The sequence below is a fragment of the Geothrix campi genome (assembly GCF_024609265.1).
GTDB lineage: Bacteria > Acidobacteriota > Holophagae > Holophagales > Holophagaceae > Geothrix > Geothrix campi.
In genome coordinates this window covers 332,208-347,185 of sequence record NZ_JANHMP010000001.1, presented here as the reverse complement: position 1 = coordinate 347,185, position 14,978 = coordinate 332,208, and the positions used below count along the sequence as shown (strand labels likewise).

Annotated in this window: 15 protein-coding genes; 9 read left to right on the top strand and 6 right to left on the bottom strand. The window is 66.3% G+C overall.

What is annotated here, in order from left to right; genetic code table 11:
• Positions 1 to 79: 79 nt before the first annotated feature.
• The 6 genes from NOV65_RS01735 to NOV65_RS01710 are packed head-to-tail and all read left to right on the top strand — an operon-like array spanning position 80 to position 5,946.
• A complete protein-coding gene (locus tag NOV65_RS01735; protein ID WP_257303698.1) occupies positions 80 to 787 on the top strand; it encodes a TetR/AcrR family transcriptional regulator in 708 nt (235 codons plus the stop codon).
• A complete protein-coding gene (locus tag NOV65_RS01730) occupies positions 784 to 1,776 on the top strand; it encodes an HlyD family secretion protein (RefSeq protein ID WP_257303695.1) in 993 nt (330 codons plus the stop codon). Before NOV65_RS01735 ends, NOV65_RS01730 begins: the two co-directional genes overlap by 4 nt.
• Entirely contained in the window at positions 1,776 to 2,696 is a 921-nt protein-coding gene (locus tag NOV65_RS01725; protein ID WP_425250831.1) for an ABC transporter ATP-binding protein, read from the top strand. Before NOV65_RS01730 ends, NOV65_RS01725 begins: the two co-directional genes overlap by 1 nt.
• On the top strand, positions 2,693 to 3,667 hold the full coding sequence (locus NOV65_RS01720) for an ABC transporter ATP-binding protein (protein ID WP_257303691.1): 975 nt from the start codon (positions 2,693 to 2,695) through the stop codon (positions 3,665 to 3,667). Before NOV65_RS01725 ends, NOV65_RS01720 begins: the two co-directional genes overlap by 4 nt.
• A complete protein-coding gene (locus NOV65_RS01715; protein WP_257303688.1) occupies positions 3,664 to 4,806 on the top strand; it encodes an ABC transporter permease in 1,143 nt (380 codons plus the stop codon). The genes NOV65_RS01720 and NOV65_RS01715 overlap by 4 nt, the downstream gene beginning before the upstream one ends.
• Before the next feature lie 9 nt (positions 4,807 to 4,815).
• Entirely contained in the window at positions 4,816 to 5,946 is a 1,131-nt protein-coding gene (locus NOV65_RS01710) for an ABC transporter permease (protein WP_257303686.1), read from the top strand.
• Positions 5,947 to 5,968: 22 nt separating this feature from the next.
• Here the strand turns inward: NOV65_RS01710 and NOV65_RS01705 are convergent, their stop codons facing one another.
• Complete coding sequence (locus tag NOV65_RS01705; RefSeq protein ID WP_257303684.1) at positions 5,969 to 6,751, bottom strand: DODA-type extradiol aromatic ring-opening family dioxygenase; 783 nt, start codon at positions 6,749 to 6,751, stop codon at positions 5,969 to 5,971.
• Positions 6,752 to 6,867: 116 nt separating this feature from the next.
• Between NOV65_RS01705 and NOV65_RS01700 the strand changes: the two genes are divergently transcribed.
• Together NOV65_RS01700 and NOV65_RS01695 are read left to right on the top strand one after the other, a co-directional pair.
• Entirely contained in the window at positions 6,868 to 7,596 is a 729-nt protein-coding gene (locus NOV65_RS01700; RefSeq protein WP_257303681.1) for a pyridoxine 5'-phosphate synthase, read from the top strand.
• On the top strand, positions 7,593 to 8,411 hold the full coding sequence (locus NOV65_RS01695; protein ID WP_257303679.1) for a DUF4388 domain-containing protein: 819 nt from the start codon (positions 7,593 to 7,595) through the stop codon (positions 8,409 to 8,411). The genes NOV65_RS01700 and NOV65_RS01695 overlap by 4 nt, the downstream gene beginning before the upstream one ends.
• A gap of 29 nt (positions 8,412 to 8,440) precedes the next feature.
• Here NOV65_RS01695 and NOV65_RS01690 read toward each other — a convergent pair whose 3' ends face one another.
• Entirely contained in the window at positions 8,441 to 9,127 is a 687-nt protein-coding gene (locus NOV65_RS01690; protein WP_257303677.1) for a fumarylacetoacetate hydrolase family protein, read from the bottom strand.
• Between the two features lie 10 nt (positions 9,128 to 9,137).
• A complete protein-coding gene (locus NOV65_RS01685; protein WP_257303675.1) occupies positions 9,138 to 10,058 on the bottom strand; it encodes a tyrosine recombinase XerC in 921 nt (306 codons plus the stop codon).
• Between the two features lie 31 nt (positions 10,059 to 10,089).
• On the opposite strand from NOV65_RS01685, the gene NOV65_RS01680 reads away from it, so the two are divergent.
• Positions 10,090 to 11,916 carry an AMP-dependent synthetase/ligase gene (locus tag NOV65_RS01680; protein WP_257303674.1) on the top strand — a complete coding sequence of 609 codons (1,827 nt, stop codon included), beginning with the start codon at positions 10,090 to 10,092 and terminating at the stop codon, positions 11,914 to 11,916.
• A gap of 15 nt (positions 11,917 to 11,931) precedes the next feature.
• Here NOV65_RS01680 and NOV65_RS01675 read toward each other — a convergent pair whose 3' ends face one another.
• The 3 genes from NOV65_RS01675 to hemE all read right to left on the bottom strand — a co-directional run bounded on the left by NOV65_RS01675 (position 11,932) and on the right by hemE (position 14,940).
• Positions 11,932 to 12,438: a protein-tyrosine phosphatase family protein gene (locus NOV65_RS01675; protein ID WP_257303671.1), complete on the bottom strand. Its 507-nt coding sequence runs from the start codon at positions 12,436 to 12,438 to the stop codon at positions 11,932 to 11,934.
• Positions 12,439 to 12,583: 145 nt separating this feature from the next.
• Entirely contained in the window at positions 12,584 to 13,954 is a 1,371-nt protein-coding gene (gene hemN / locus NOV65_RS01670; protein WP_257303670.1) for an oxygen-independent coproporphyrinogen III oxidase, read from the bottom strand.
• Positions 13,951 to 14,940, bottom strand: a complete 990-nt coding sequence (gene hemE / locus NOV65_RS01665; protein WP_257303668.1) for a uroporphyrinogen decarboxylase — start codon at positions 14,938 to 14,940, stop codon at positions 13,951 to 13,953. The genes hemN and hemE overlap by 4 nt, the downstream gene beginning before the upstream one ends.
• Positions 14,941 to 14,978 lie beyond the last annotated feature (38 nt).

Sequence of the window (14,978 nt, the reverse complement as noted above, 5' to 3'; positions counted from 1 at the left end):
ATTTCCACGACCGATGAAATTAGGCTTGCCAAGCCCCTTCCAGGATTCCATCATTCAACATTCGTTGAATTGGAGCTCCATGCCCACACCTTCCCGCCCCCGCGGCCCCAAACCCATCCGGATGGACCCCGACCGGATCCTGGATGCGGCCCAGGAGGTCTTCGCCCGGGATGGCCTCCGGGCAGCCAGCCTGCGGGCCATCGCCAAGCAGGCTGGCTGCGACCCGGCCCTGATCTACTACCACTTCGACAGCAAGGAGGCCATGTTCACTGCCCTGCTGGCCCGCCGCTTTCCTCCTATCCTCCAGGAACTCGAGGTGGTGGCGGCGCCCGAGGATCCACGCTCCACCGCCTTCAGGCTCTGGGAGGTCGTCCGGATCTACCATCGGCATCTCAAGGCTGATCCGGGCATCCGGTCCCTCATCCGGGGCGAGATCGTGCATGGGGCCGAGGGACTCTCGGACCTCATCGCGGCCCGCCTCCGCCCCATCGTGATGGCCATCCGGAGCATCCTCGATCAGGGCATCGCACGCGGAGACCTGCGAGCGGACCTCCATTCTCTGCTGGCCACCTTCTTTCTCGCGAGGATGCAACTCGAGATCCTCGACTTGCTGCCCACCGTGCTGCCCCGCCTCATGGGACTGCCCCACGACCAGGCCGTGGAGACTGGGCTGCGCGCCTGGTTCGACCTGTATTGGCGGGGCGTCGCCCGGGATCCGCTCGCCCCGTTGCCGCCCCTGCCCGAGCTTGCGGCAGACCCCCTCGCCATCAAGGAGACCCGTCCATGAGACCGACAGACCGGCATCTTCCCATCGCCATGCTGGTTCTCCTCGGTGGAACAGCCTTCCTGGCCACCGGCTGCGGAAACCATCAGGAGAACCGCCTCAAACTCTCGGGCAACATCGAAGTCATCCAGGTGGAAGCCAGCTTCCGGGTGGCGGGGAAGGTGCTCGAGCGCCCGGTGGACGAGGGCCAGATGGTCCAGGCCGGACAGCTCCTCGCCCGGCTGGACGCCAAGGATCTGGAGCAGCAGGTGGCCATGCGCCAGGCGGATGCCGCCACCGCCCGGGCCGCCCTGGACGCCGCGCTGGCCGGGTCGCGCAAGGAGGAGATCGAGGCCTCCAGGGCCGCCCTGGAGCAGGCCAGCGCCGATCTCCGGAGGCTGGAACCCGACGAGGCCCGCCTCCGCGACCTCCAGCAGAAGGGCATCCTTTCGGTGCGCGACTACGAAGCCAGCCGGGCCTCCCTCGAGGCGGCCCGCGGCAAGGTCCGGCAGGCGGATCAGCAGTTCACCCTCGTCCGGAAGGGACCTCGGAAGGAGGACATCGACCAGGTCCGGGCCCGGTTCGAGCAAACCCAGCAGGCCCTCGCCCTGGCCCGGACCCAGCTGGGCTACGCCACCCTCACGGCGCCGACCGCCGGCATGATCCTCTCCAAGAACGTCGAGCCCATGGAGTACGTCTCGCCGGGCACGGCGGTCGTGACGATGGCGGATCTGGGGCAGGTCTGGCTGCGCGCCTACGTGGAAGAGTCGGATTTGGGCCGCGTGAAGGTGGGCCAGAAGGCCTTCGTCACGTCGGACTCCTTCCCCGGGAAGCGCTACGAGGGCCGCGTGGCCTTCATCGCCTCAGAGGCCGAGTTCACGCCCAAGACGGTCCAGACCCGCAAGGAGCGCACAAAGCTGGTCTACCGCATCAAGATCGACATTCCCAATCCGGCGATGGAGCTCAAGCCCGGGATGCCCGTGGATGCCGACATCGTCCTTGGCGGCCAATGATGGAGACCGTCCGGACTCAGGCGCTCACCCGCCGCTTCGGGGAGCTCGTGGCCCTCGACCAGCTGACCCTGGCCGTGGAGGAAGGGGAGATCTTCGGGCTCGTCGGACCGGACGGTGCGGGCAAGACCACCACCATGCGCCTGCTGACCGGGATCCTCGAGCCAAGCTCGGGCGAGGCCTGGGTCGACGGACTGCACGCGGTCCGGGATGCCGAGGCGATCAAGGACCGCATCGGCTACATGGCCCAGCGCTTCGGCCTGTATCCGGATCTCACGGTGCAGGAGAACATCGATTTCTACGCCGACCTCTACGAAGTCCCGAAGGCCGGCCGGAGCGAACGCCTCGAGCGGCTGCTGGCCTTCAGCAACCTCACCCCCTTCCGGCGCCGGCTGGCGGGCAACCTCTCCGGGGGCATGAAGCAGAAGCTCGGGCTCGCCTGCGCGCTCATCCACACGCCCCGGGTCCTCTTCCTCGATGAGCCCACCAACGGCGTGGATCCCGTCTCCCGCCGGGACTTCTGGCGAATCCTTTACCAGCTGCAGCAGGAGCGCGTGACCATCTTCGTCTCCACGGCCTACCTGGACGAGGCGGAGCGCTGCAATCGAATCGGCCTGCTCCACCAGGGTCGGCTCATGGCCTGCGACACCGTGGATGGCGTGAAGGGCCTGCTCAAGGGCTCCCTTCTGGAGGTCCGCTGCGAGTCCCCCCGGCGGGCCGCGCTCCTCCTGCGCGCTGCGAAGATCGGCAGTGTGGCCCTCTTCGGGGACCGCATCCATGTCCTGGCCGAAAATGCAGATCGCGGACGCTCCGGCGTGGAGGCGATCCTGCGGGCGGAGGGATTCGTCTGCCATGGCGTGGACGTGATCGAGCCCACCCTCGAGGACGTCTTCACATCGGCCCTGCCAAGCGGTGCGGCATGAGCACGGCGCAGGATGCGTTCGCAGTCACCCTGCGCGACTTAGAGCGGCAGTTCGGGGACTTCGTGGCCGTCAACCGCATCAGCCTCGACGTGCGCCAGGGCGAGATCTTCGGCTTCCTGGGCCCCAACGGCGCGGGCAAGTCCACCACCATCCGCATGCTCTGCGGCCTGCTGGAACCAACCAGCGGCCAGGGTACGGTGGCAGGTCTCGACATCCGCACCCAGCGCGAGGAGATCAAGCGATGCATCGGGTACATGAGCCAGAAGTTCAGCCTCTATGACGACCTCACCGTAGAGGAGAACATCGACTTCTTCAGCGGCATCTACCGGGTGCCCAAAGAGAAGAAGGCCCAGCGGAAGACCTGGGTGCTGGACATGGCCCACCTCCAGGAGCACCGCCACACCCGGACGGGCCTGCTGCCCAGCGGCTGGAAGCAGCGCCTGTCCCTGGGCTGCGCCCTGCTCCACGAGCCCCGGGTGCTCTTCCTGGACGAGCCCACCTCGGGCGTGGATCCCCTGAGCCGGCGCTCCTTCTGGGATCTCATCTACCAGATGGCCAGCGAGGGGGTCACGGTCTTCGTCACCACGCACTACATGGAGGAGGCCGAGTACTGCGACCGCCTGGGCCTCATCTACCGGGGTGAGCTGGTCGCCCTGGGCACACCCGGCGAGATGAAGGGCAGCCTCATGGCCGACCAGGTGCTGTGCGTCTCCTGCGACCGCTCCCACGATGCCCTGGGCGTGGCTGCGACCGTGGCAGGGGTCCGGGACGCGGCCCTGTTCGGGCATGACATCCACCTCATGACGGAGGATGCCGAGCACCTCGCGCCCCGCCTGCGCCAAGCCCTCGAGGCAGCCGGCTTCCAGGTGGGCACTGTGGAACGCATCACCCCTTCCCTGGAGGATGTCTTCGTCTCCCTCATTGAGGCCCGGGACCGCGCCGACGGCGCGCAGCAGGAGTTCAAGGCATGAGCGCCCTCAACCTCCGCCGCCTCGGTGCCGTGGCACGCAAAGAATTCATCCACGTCCTGCGGGACCCGCGGGCCCTGGGCATCGCCATCGTACTGCCCATGATCATGCTGATGATCTTCGGCTATGCCTTGACCATGGACCTGGACCGCGTGCCCCTGGCGATCTGGGATCAGAGCCGTACGCCCCAGAGCCGGGAGTTGGTGAGCCGCTTCGAGGGGTCCCGCTACTTCAGCGTCGTGGCCCGGCCCGGCTCCTACGCGGAGGCAGAGGATACCCTCGCCCGGGGCCAGACGATGATGGCGCTGGTCATCCCCGTCGAATTCGGCCGACGGGTCGCCTCCGGACGGAAGACGCAGGTGCAGGTGCTGACCGATGGGAGCGACGCCAACACCACGACCCTGGCCCTCTCCTACGCCGACGCCATCGTGCGGAACTACTCCCAGGAGATCCTGGTGGAGAAGGCCCGGCGCCTCACGGGCCGGCCCCCCGCCCTGCCCCTGGACCTGCGCTTCCGGGCGTGGTTCAACACGGACATGGAGTCCCGGATCTTCATCGTGCCCGGACTCATCGCCGTGATCATGATGCTCATCACGGCCTTGCTCACGTCGCTCACGGTGGCGCGGGAGTGGGAGACGGGCACCATGGAGCAGCTGATCTCCACGCCGCTCCGGGGGAGCGAGCTGATCCTGGGGAAACTCGCACCCTACTTCGCCATCGGCATGGTGGACATGCTGCTCTCCGTCCTGGCGGGACGCTTCCTCTTCGACGTGCCCATCCGGGGCAGCCTGGTGCTCCTGTTCGGCGTCTCCGCCATCTATCTGGTGGGAGCGCTCTCGCTGGGCATCCTCATCAGCACCAAGGCCAAGACCCAGCTCCTGGCCAGCCAGTTCGCCTTCGTGGCCACCTTCCTCCCGGCCTTCCTGCTCTCGGGCTTCATGTTCGACATCGCCAACATGCCTAAGGCCCTGCAGGCGGTGACCTACCTCATCCCCGCCCGGTACTTCGTGACCTTCCTGCGCGGCCTCTACCTCAAGGGGACGGGTCTCGCGCAGCTGTGGCCCGAGTGCCTGCTGATGGTCGCCTTCGGCGCCTTGATGCTCAGCCTCGCCATCCGCAGCTTCCAGAAGCGCTTGGCCTAGGAGGTGCCCATGTTCGAACGCCTCTACCGGATGCTCGTCAAGGAATTCATCCAGGTGCTCCGGAATCCCCGGATGCGGGCCGTCCTATTCGTCATGCCCGTGGCCCAGGTGATCGTCATCGGCTACGCGGTGAATACCGATGTACGCCATGTGCCCATGGCTGTCTACGACCTGGACCGCACCCCCGCCACCCGCGACCTGATCGCCCGCTTCGAAGGGTCTGGATGCTTCGACGTCGTGCGGCGGATCGCCACCGAACCGGAGATCCAGGAGGTGCTGGACTCGGGGGAGGCACGGGCCGTGCTGCGGCTCAACCGGGGCTTCGCCGAGGCCCTCTCCGGAGGCGGCAGCGCCCAGGCCCAGTTCCTCCTGGACGGCTCGGATTCCAACACGGCCAGCGTGGCGCTGACCTATGCGTCCAGGATCTCGGCCGACTTCAACCGGTCGCTCCTGGAGCAGCGCTTCTCGCGGACAGCAGGCGTTCGTCTGGATGCCGAGCCCATCGTCCTCGTGTCCCGCGCCTGGTTCAACGCCAACCTCGACAGCCGCAACTTCTTCGTGCCGGGAGTCCTGGCCATGCTCGTGGCTGTGCTCACGATCATCCTCTCCAGCATGTCCATCGTGCGGGAGCGGGAGGTCGGCACCATGGAGCAGATCATGGTCACGCCCATCGGCCGGCTGGAGTTCATCCTGGGCAAGACCATCCCTTTTGCGATCATCGGCCTTGTCGATGTCGCCCTCATCGCCCTCATCGCCGTGTTCTGGTTCCGGGTGCCCATGCTCGGCTTCCCGCCGCTCCTGTTCCTCGGCACGGGCCTCTACCTGCTGAGCACCCTCGGCGTGGGCCTATTCATCTCCACGGTGAGCTCCACCCAGCAGCAGGCCATGATGACGGCGTTCTTCTTCATGCTGCCGGCCTTCATGCTCTCGGGCTTCGTCTATCCCATCGCCAACATGCCCAAGGTGGTGCAAGTCCTCACCTACCTGAATCCATTGCGGTACTACCTCGTGATCATCCGGGGCGTGTTCCTCAAAGGGCTGGGCCTGGAGGTGCTCTGGCCCCAGATGGTCGCTCTGTGCCTCCTCGGCGCCACCATGCTGCTGCTCGCAGCCGGCAGGTTCAGGAAGACCATGAGCTGAAACCGGTCGGTGCGGCCCGACCTCAGGCGAACTGGTAGCTCTCCAAACTGAGGCTGCCCAGCTGCCAGCCCTCGTAGACCGGCTCGGGCACAGCTTCAGCGGCCCCCAGCGCCACGAAGAGGGGATCCAAGTGCTCAGAAGTGGGCACGCATTCCGTCGCACCTGGGGCTTTCCGCCAGTCCATGAGACCGGCAACGTCCCCAGCCGCCAGGCGCTCTCGCACCCAGGCCTGGAAGGCCAGGGCCCAGGGTTGCGGACCAGAAGCGTCCTGCCAGTCCAAGCGGCGGAGGTTGTGGACCACGCCCCCGCTGCCCAGGAGCAGCACACCGGACTGCCGCAAGGGCGCCAGGGCACGGCCCGCCGCCAGGAGCAACTGGGGCGTCCGGGGGCGGGGCAACGAGAGCTGCACCACGGGCACGTTTGCGGCCGGCGCCAGGTAGCGCAGGGGCACCCAGGCGCCGTGGTCGAGGGGGCGCTGGGCATCCAACTCGGCTGTCAGTCCCGCAGCACGAAGCAGGCTCGCGGCCTCGGTGGCCAGGTCCGGCGCTCCAGGCGCAGGGTAGTCCAGGGTGTAGAGCGCCTCGGGGAAGCCTCCGAAGTCGTGCATGACGCCCGGAACCTCCGCCGAGGAGAGCCGGAAGGGGTCGGCCGCTTCCCAGTGGGCTGAGCAGACCAGGATGCCGCGCAGCGGAGGCAACCGGCGCCCGAGGGCGGATACAGCCTCACCCCAGGCCCCACCCTCCAAAGCCAGCATGGGCGAACCGTGGGCGAGAAACAGCGTGGGAAGGAGCGCCGGATCGATCATGGAACAAGCATGATCTCGAAATTAAATGTTTCAACTCCTTTTTTCGAAATTCACGCCCGGCCTTGCACCAGCCGATTGGAGGGTAAGCTAAGGAAGGTCAGCTACTGGAGCCCGCATTGAACCTCAGGCTTGGCGTGAACATCGATCATGTGGCCACCCTCCGGCAGGCCCGGGGCGGCCATGAGCCTGAGCCTGTGGCGGCGGCCCTCCTGGCCCAGAGTGCAGGGGCCCACGGCATCACGGTCCACCTGCGGAGCGACCGCAGGCACATCCAGGATCGCGACCTCCGCGTACTGAAGGAGGTCCTGGCGATTCCCCTCAACGTGGAATGCGCTGCCACACCCGAGACCCTCGAGGCTGTCGTTCCCTTCCGGCCCTCCTGGGTGACCCTGGTGCCGGAAAGCCGGGAGGAGCTCACCACCCAGGGCGGCCTGGACGCCATCTTCCTCCAGGGCATGCTGCGCCCCGTGATACGGGAGCTCCACAGTGCGGGCATCCGCGCGAGCCTGTTCGTGGACCCGGTGCTGGACCAGGTGAAAATGGCCGCCAAGCTGGAGGCGGACGCGGTGGAACTGAACACGGGGATCTACAGCGACCTGCCCATGGATTCCGACGCTACGCTCGAGCTGGGCCGGATCCGCGATGCCGCCCGTCTGGGAAGCCGCCTGGGTCTGCGTGTCCTGGCCGGTCATGGGCTGGATCTCCACAATGTCGGTCCCATTGCCGCCATCCCCGAGATCGAGGAACTGAACATCGGCCACAGCCTGATCGGGCGGGCGGTGCTTGTAGGGCTGCCAGGGGCGGTGGAGGAGATGCTGGCGGCCATGGCGGAGGCCAGGCCTTGAGCAATCTCCGCGGTACCTTGGAGAGCATTGCCCTCACGGATGTGGCCCAGCTCCTCCACGTCAACCGGAAGACCGGCATGCTCCAGGTGACGTCGGGCCGGACCAGTGGGGTGCTCTACTTCTCCAGCGGCGAAGTGATCCACGCCGAAACCGTGTCAGCCAGGGGCGAGACCGCCGCTTTCGAGATCCTGGAGTGGGTGTCCGGCCACTTCGAATTTCTCGCCACTCAGATCCAGGTCCCCGCTTCGATCCGCCGAACCGTGCCTGACATGCTCATGGATTCCGCACGCCTCCAGGACAGCCGGAGGCGCCTGCACGGCATCTTCCCCAGGCTGAGCGCGGTGCCATGGCCCACCATGCGCCCGCCCCAGCTCCTGGAAGGCATCAAGGTCTACGCCGAGGACCGCCGGATCATGCCCTACTTCGACGGCTACCGCGATTTCCAGGATGTCATGGCGGCCACGGGGCAAAACGACGTGGCCGTGCTGCAGGCGGCCTCCCTTCTCAAGGAGGCGGGCCGGCTCGAGGTGCTGGAGCCGGACGCCCATGTCACCGTCGCGGAACTGAAGACCGGTCTCTTCAAGAAGGCCGACCACCTTGGGCTGCCCAAGGCCATGGAGGGCTGGTGGACCGTGCTGGGTCCCTACCGCCACGGTGTCAAGAATCTACGGGTGATCTGGCCCAAGGGACCCGCCGTGGAGCAGGTGGAATTCATGCCCGGGCTGCCCGAGAAGCATGTGGCCATCCCGAAGGAACTCATGCTGGCGTGGGGACTGTCCGAAGGCGCCCATGTGAAGGTGCGGCCCGCCCCCTGACCAGACCCAGGATCCGCCTGGCCCAGGGATCAGACCAGGACGATCTCCAATTCGCCGATGCCCTCGATGCCGCAGTGGACGCGGTTGCCGCGGATCAGGGCACCCACACCCGAGGGCGTCCCGGTAAAGATGAGGTCGCCGGGCGCCAGTGCCACAAACGCCGACAAGTGGGCGATCACCTCCGCCACATTCCAGGTCATCTGGGAAAGATCGCCCCGCTGGCGGTCGGCCCCATCCACCGATAGCCAGATGGCGCCGGAGGCCGGGTGACCGCAGCGCGCCGCCGGCATCACGGCGGACACGGGCGCCGATTGGTCGAAACCCTTGGCCATCTCCCAGGGCTGCCCCTTGTCCTTGAACTTGGCCTGGAGATCCCGCCGGGTGAGGTCGATGCCCACAGCATACCCGTAGACGCAGGCCAGGGCCTTCTCCGCGGGGATGTCACGCCCGCCGCCGCCCAGGGCCACCACCAGTTCCACCTCATGGTGCAGGTTCGAGGTCTGGGGCGGATAGGTGATGTCGCCACCGCGCGGCACCACCGTATCCGAGGGCTTCCCGAAGAAGAACGGGGGCTCCCGGTTCGGGTCGCCCCCCATCTCCCGCGCATGGTCCGCGTAGTTCCTGCCCACGCAGTAGATCCGCCGCACCGGGAACTGGGCGTCAGAATCCGCGACCGGAAGCGCCGGGATGGGGGGGGCGGGAATGACGAAGGCCATGTCGGAACTCCTAACTCTTCGCCCGGGGATGGGCTTTTTCGTAGGTCCGGGCCAGTTCCTCCAGGCCCAGATGAGTGTAGCGCTGCGTGGTGCTCAGGCTCGCGTGCCCCAGCAGCTCCTGGATGGCCCGCAGGTCCATCCCCCGGTTCAGCAGGTGGGTCGCGAAGCTGTGGCGGAGGGCGTGCGGGCTTACGCGGGAGCGCACCGCCGCGGCCTCCAGCGCTGAGCGGAGAAGGGAACGCACACTGGTGGGAGTGAGCCGGCCACCCCGCTGGTTGAGGAAGAGAGCCGGGCTCGGAGGCAGTTCCTTCTGGGTGAGGAAGGCCAATCTGAACCTGAGGTAGGTACCCAGGATGCCCGCGGCCTGCGCGTGGAAGGGCACGAGCCGCTCCTTGCGACCCTTGCCCAGCACCCGCAAGGTGCGCTGCTCTGTCAGGAGGTCCTGGAGATCCAGGCCCACCAGTTCGGACACGCGCAGGCCCGAAGCGTAGAGCAGTTCCAGCAGACAGCCCAGCCGCGCGGAGGCGAAGTCCACGGCGGGCGGGAGATCCAGCAAGGCCTGGCTTTCCCCCTCCGTGAGAAAGGCCGGGAGCCGCTTGGGCTGCTTCGGGTTTCGCAAGCCCGAGGCGGGATTCTTCGAGATCCGCCGAGTCTCCCACAGCCACCGGAAGTAGACCCGGGCCGTGGAGAGGATGCGGGCCTGGCTGGCCGGATCGAGGCCCCGGTCCCCCAGCTCCAGCGCGAAACCGCGCACCGTGCGGGGACTGACCTCCCAGCCGCCCCACTGGCAGCGGACTGCGTGGTCCAGGAGCTTCTCCAGGTCACCCTTCTGCGCCCGGGCCGTGTGCGGAGATACGCCACGGGCCCGCTGTTCCAGATGGAAGGCCTGGATGCCCTCCCCCAGCGGTGCCGCGTCCTTCCCTGCTACCATGAGCACACATCCCCAAGTGTCTGGAGTCATTGTGGCGCAGCCCATCGAGACCATTGCCCAGCTTTTCTATGCGGCAGCGGAGAGGAATCTGCCAGATGCCCTGGCATCGAAGCGGAACGGCGCTTATGTGCCCATCTCCCACACGGAATTGGTCGCCCTGGTCGAGCGGCTGGCGCTGGCCATGGCAGCCCGGGGGCTCAAGACAGGTAACCGCTTGGCGATCATGTCGGAGAACCGCCCCGAATGGGCCATCGCCGATTTCGCATGCGCCATCCTGGGCACCCCGGACGTCACCATCTACGCCACGCTGAACAGCGAGCAGGCGGCCTTCATCCTCCGGGACAGCCAATCCCGATGGGTGCTCTGCTCGACCCGCGAGCAGCTGGACAAGGTGCTCGCGCATTGGGCGGAACTGCCAGAGCTTGAAGCCGCCGTGCTGATGGACGGCGAGCTTCCGCTGGGCACGGGGCGGACCCTGATCTTGTGGTCGGACCTCCTCCGCGAGGGGGAGGCCATGGAGGCCCGCCGACCCGAGGTCCGCACCTGGGGTGAGCAGCGGAAGGCCTCGGACATCCTCACTCTCATCTACACCTCAGGCACCACGGGTGATCCCAAGGGCGCCATCCTCACCCACGGCAACCTGGTGTCCAACGTCCTGGCGGGCAGGGCCACGGTGTCCAACATTTCGGACAACGAGCGGGCCCTGAGCTTTCTCCCCCTCACCCACATCTTCGAGCGCATGGCCGGCCACTTCCTGTGGTTCCACGCCGGAGCCTCGATCTACTACGCCGAGAGCGTCGCCACCGTCGCGGCCGACATGCTGGAAGTCCGCCCCACCCTCATGGCCTCGGTACCCCGCATCTACGAGAAAATCTACGCGAAGATCTACGACACGGTCTCCGCGGGCAGCTTCATCAAGCGCCTGATCTTCCACTGGGCCATGATGGCCGGCCGCCAGGCGGTGCCCTACCTGCTGAAGGGCCAGGAGCCGCCCTCCTGGAAGGGCCTGTGGTACCGCACAGCCAAGGCCGTTGTCTTCGAGAAGATCCGTCAGAAGACCGGCGGCCGGATGAAGATCGCCGTCAGTGGCGGCGCCCCTCTGGGCGGGAAGATCATGGAGTTCTTCTGGATCCTCGGCATCCCCATCCTCGAGGGGTATGGCCTGACAGAGACCAGCCCGATCATCACCGTGAACCGTTTTGGCGAGGTGATTCCCGGTTGCGTGGGACGTCCTCTCTACACGGAATGGAACGGGCGTCCCTTCGTGAAGATCGCGGAGGATGGCGAGATCCTCTGCCAGGGTCCGAACATCATGCTGGGCTACTGGAACAACGAGAAGGCCACCCGGGAGGCCATCGACGAGGATGGCTACTTCCACACCGGCGACATCGGGCACCTGGATGATCAGGGGCGCCTCTACATCACCGACCGGAAGAAGGAACTCATCGTCACTAGCGGCGGCAAGAAGGTGGCTCCCCAGCCCATCGAGAACCTGCTCAAGGTGGACAAGTACATCTCCCAGGCCGTGCTCATCGGCGACCAGCGCAATTTCATCAGCGCCCTCATCGTGCCGAACTTCGACAGCCTGGCGCGCTGGGCCGGCTACAAGAAGATCACCTACAAGACCCACGCCGAACTCATCCAGAATCCCCTGGTGTTCGCCAAGATCGGCAGCCGCGTCGAGCGCGTCAACGAGCGCCTGTCGAACTACGAACGCGTCAAGAAAATGGTCCTCCTCGACCAGGAGATGACTCTCGAAGGCGGGCAACTCACGCCGTCATTGAAGGTTAAGCGACGGGTTATCAACCAGATGTACGCCCCCCAGATTGAGGCGATGTACCAGGATCCCAAGGGCTGATCCCGCGGACCACGCTCAGGTCCGGCCCTGTTTGGCCAGGTACCGCCGCACAGCCTCCTGGGTCTCGGGGAGCTTCAATCCGGCATCCGCGGCGATCCGCATGGCCTCGGCCACGGGCATCCCCTTGTCCAGCACCAGCCAGGGGCAGACGGCCGCGGCGGCACGGTTACCGTTGCTGCAGTGGATCACCACCTTGGATCCCTTCGGCAGATCCCGCAACATGGCCCTCAGGAAATCGAAGTCGGAGTCAGGCGGAGCCTTGGTGATGGCGTAGCGCTGGTAGTGGATGCCCAGTTCCTGCAGTCGGGAGGACTCGGATTGGCAGTCGAGGTTGGGCTCATCATCCCGGCGGAGGTCGATGACGTGCGTGATGTGCACCTTCTTCATGGCGTCGCAGGTCCCCTGGTTAGGCGAACTGCGCATGACGAAGACACCGGAACGCACCTCCACGGCGTTCGGTATGGCCGATTCCCCAGCCTGGAGCATCAAGGCCGGAAGCAGCAGGAACAGAGTCCGATACATGGAATCCTCCGCGACATCGCCTGGTGAACCAGGCAGGTTCGCGAAGACCACCGGAGAGGCCATCGGCTGCGGAGCCAAGGCCCGGGCGGGCGGGTCTCCACAGTTCTTAATGTAGGCCTTTGGGTCAGCTATTCAATGCCAGGCGTCACACCGTCCGGGAAAAAGGCGTCTTGGCGCTGAGCTTGGCCAGATAGGCATCGAAAGGCTGGACCAGGTTGCGGACGAAGCGCCGTCCCAGATCTGTGATGAAGATGCCTTCGGGACGCATTTCCACGGTGCCCTGGGGCACCTCCGCCTGGAGCTCGGTGACAGCGTCCGCGAAGAGGACGGGGCCATCCACGCCGAATCGCTGCCGAAGGTCCTCCCACTTCAGCTCGAAGTGGCCCATGAGGTGGTGGATCACCCAGCGGCGCAGTTCATCGTCCTCGGACAGGCGGTGCCCCTTGTGGACGGCCAGATGGCCATCCGTGATGCTGCGCTCCCACTTGGCCAGGATCTTCTCGTTCTGGGCGTACACCCCGGCGACGTTGGAGATGGCGCTGGGGCCGAAACCCACCAGATCCGTGCCCGCCTTCACGGCATAGCCCATGAAATTACGGATGAGCTTGCCCTCCTGCACGGCCTTGGCCATGGGATCGTCCGGGTGGGCGAAGTGGTCCATGCCGATGGCCACATAGCCCGCCTTTTCCAGGATGTCCGAGGCCAGCAGCAGCAGGTCCAGACGCAGTTCGGGCGTAGGCAGAGTCTCCTCGGGGATGCTCCGCTGGAACGGCATGATGCTGGGCAGATAGGCAAAGCCGTAGATGGCCATGCGGTCCGGCGACAGCTCCAGGGTGGATTCCAGGGTGCGGCGGAAGGTGTCCATGGTCTGGCCCGGCAGGCCGTAGACCAGGTCCAGGTTCACCCCTTCGAAGCCCAGGTCCCGGCACTGGCGCATGGCCGTGAGGGTGTGATCCCAGGTCTGGCCGCGGGTGATGAGCGCCTGCACATTCTCGTCCAGGTCCTGCACCCCGAACGACACACGGTTGAACCCCATCTCCCGCAGGGCTGGCAACTGATCGGATTCCAGGAAGGTGGGGTCCACCTCGATGGCGATCTCGGCCCCGGGCTGGAACTCGAAGCGTTCCTTGAACAGGTTGAACGTGCGCTTGAGATCCGCCGCCTTCAGGTAGGTGGGCGTGCCGCCGCCCCAATGAAGCTGAAGCGCTTTGCGGCGGTCCGGCAGGCGGGAGCAGACCAGATCCAGTTCCTTGGTCACTGCGGCCAGGTAGGCTTCCACGGGGTCGTACTGGGGGCTCACCACCACGTTGCAGCCGCAATAGGCACAGCGACGGGGGCAGAAGGGGATGTGGAGGTAGAGCGACAGCGCCTCGTCCTGGCGGGCATTGGCGCGCTCCAGGGCCGAGAGGACCTCGGGCTCCGGGAAGTCGTCGGACCAGACCGGCGGCATGGGATAGCCGGTGTAGCGCGGCCCAGGCCGGTCGTAGCGGCGGATGAGATCGGCGAGCTGGTTCATGCCTTCACCTCGTCAAGAACGGCGGCCACCACGGCGGGATCGGTCTCGGGCACCAGCCCGTGGCCGAGGTTGAAGATGTGGGGATGACCCTTCATGGCGTCCACGATGGCCCGGGCCTTCCGCTTGGCGGTGTCCGCGCCGGCCAGCAACGCGATGGGGTCGAGGTTGCCCTGGAGCACCATCTTGGGGAAGCGGCGACGGGCCTCCGTGATGGGGACCTGCCAGGGCACGGCCAGCCCCTGGCAAGGCAGGTTGTTCAACGAATCCGGCAGGTAGCCGGTACGGGCGAAGAAGAGCGTGGGCGCAGCCGTCACCTGGGATAGCGTGCGCTCCACGGAAGGCAGGGCGAAGGTCGCATAATCATCGGCGTCCAGCTCACCGGCCCAGGTGTCGAAGAGCTGCACGCCCTGGGCACCGGCCTCGATGTGCAGGTTCAGCAGGCGGGCGGCGGCGTCCGCCAGCTTGTCCATCCATTTCTGGGCCAGCACGGGATTCTGGTGGATGAAGGCCTTGGCCTTCGACCAGCTCTTGCTGCCCTTCCCTTCGATGCCGTAGGCCAGCAGGGTCCAGGGGGCGCCCGCGAAACCCAGCATGGTCACCTTGGGCGGCAGGTTCGCCTTCACCTTGCGGATGGCGTTGCAGACCGGCTCGAAGACCTTTTCGTCCAGGGGCCGGTTGATGTCGATCTGGTCCAGCGTCTTGCCGATGCGGGGCCCGCCCTCGGGAATCGTCACTTCGCAGCCCAAGGCGTCCAGGATCACCAGGATGTCGCTGAAGATGATGGCGCCGTCGATCTGGGGAAAGCGGCGGATGGGCTGCAGCGTCACCTCCGCGGCCAAGTCCGAGTCGTTGAGCAGCTGCTCGAAGGTGACCTTGGCCCGCACCTCGCGGTACTCCGGCAGGAAGCGCCCGGCCTGGCGCATGAACCACACCGGGGGTTTGTCGAGGGCTTCGCCGTTCAGGACGCGGAGGAGGGGCTGGGTCATCACATCACCAAAAACATGTCATCACAGAAACCAGAAAA

Coding starts and splice junctions, on each gene's coding strand:
- NOV65_RS01735 (WP_257303698.1), top strand. CDS start 80: ATGCCCACACCTTCCCGCCCCCGCGGCCCCAAACCCATCCGGATGGAC.
- NOV65_RS01730 (WP_257303695.1), top strand. CDS start 784: ATGAGACCGACAGACCGGCATCTTCCCATCGCCATGCTGGTTCTCCTC.
- NOV65_RS01725 (WP_425250831.1), top strand. CDS start 1,776: ATGGAGACCGTCCGGACTCAGGCGCTCACCCGCCGCTTCGGGGAGCTC.
- NOV65_RS01720 (WP_257303691.1), top strand. CDS start 2,693: ATGAGCACGGCGCAGGATGCGTTCGCAGTCACCCTGCGCGACTTAGAG.
- NOV65_RS01715 (WP_257303688.1), top strand. CDS start 3,664: ATGAGCGCCCTCAACCTCCGCCGCCTCGGTGCCGTGGCACGCAAAGAA.
- NOV65_RS01710 (WP_257303686.1), top strand. CDS start 4,816: ATGTTCGAACGCCTCTACCGGATGCTCGTCAAGGAATTCATCCAGGTG.
- NOV65_RS01705 (WP_257303684.1), bottom strand. CDS start 6,751: ATGATCGATCCGGCGCTCCTTCCCACGCTGTTTCTCGCCCACGGTTCG.
- NOV65_RS01690 (WP_257303677.1), bottom strand. CDS start 9,127: ATGGCCTTCGTCATTCCCGCCCCCCCCATCCCGGCGCTTCCGGTCGCG.
- NOV65_RS01685 (WP_257303675.1), bottom strand. CDS start 10,058: ATGGTAGCAGGGAAGGACGCGGCACCGCTGGGGGAGGGCATCCAGGCC.
- NOV65_RS01675 (WP_257303671.1), bottom strand. CDS start 12,438: ATGTATCGGACTCTGTTCCTGCTGCTTCCGGCCTTGATGCTCCAGGCT.
- hemN (WP_257303670.1), bottom strand. CDS start 13,954: ATGAACCAGCTCGCCGATCTCATCCGCCGCTACGACCGGCCTGGGCCG.
- hemE (WP_257303668.1), bottom strand. CDS start 14,940: ATGACCCAGCCCCTCCTCCGCGTCCTGAACGGCGAAGCCCTCGACAAA.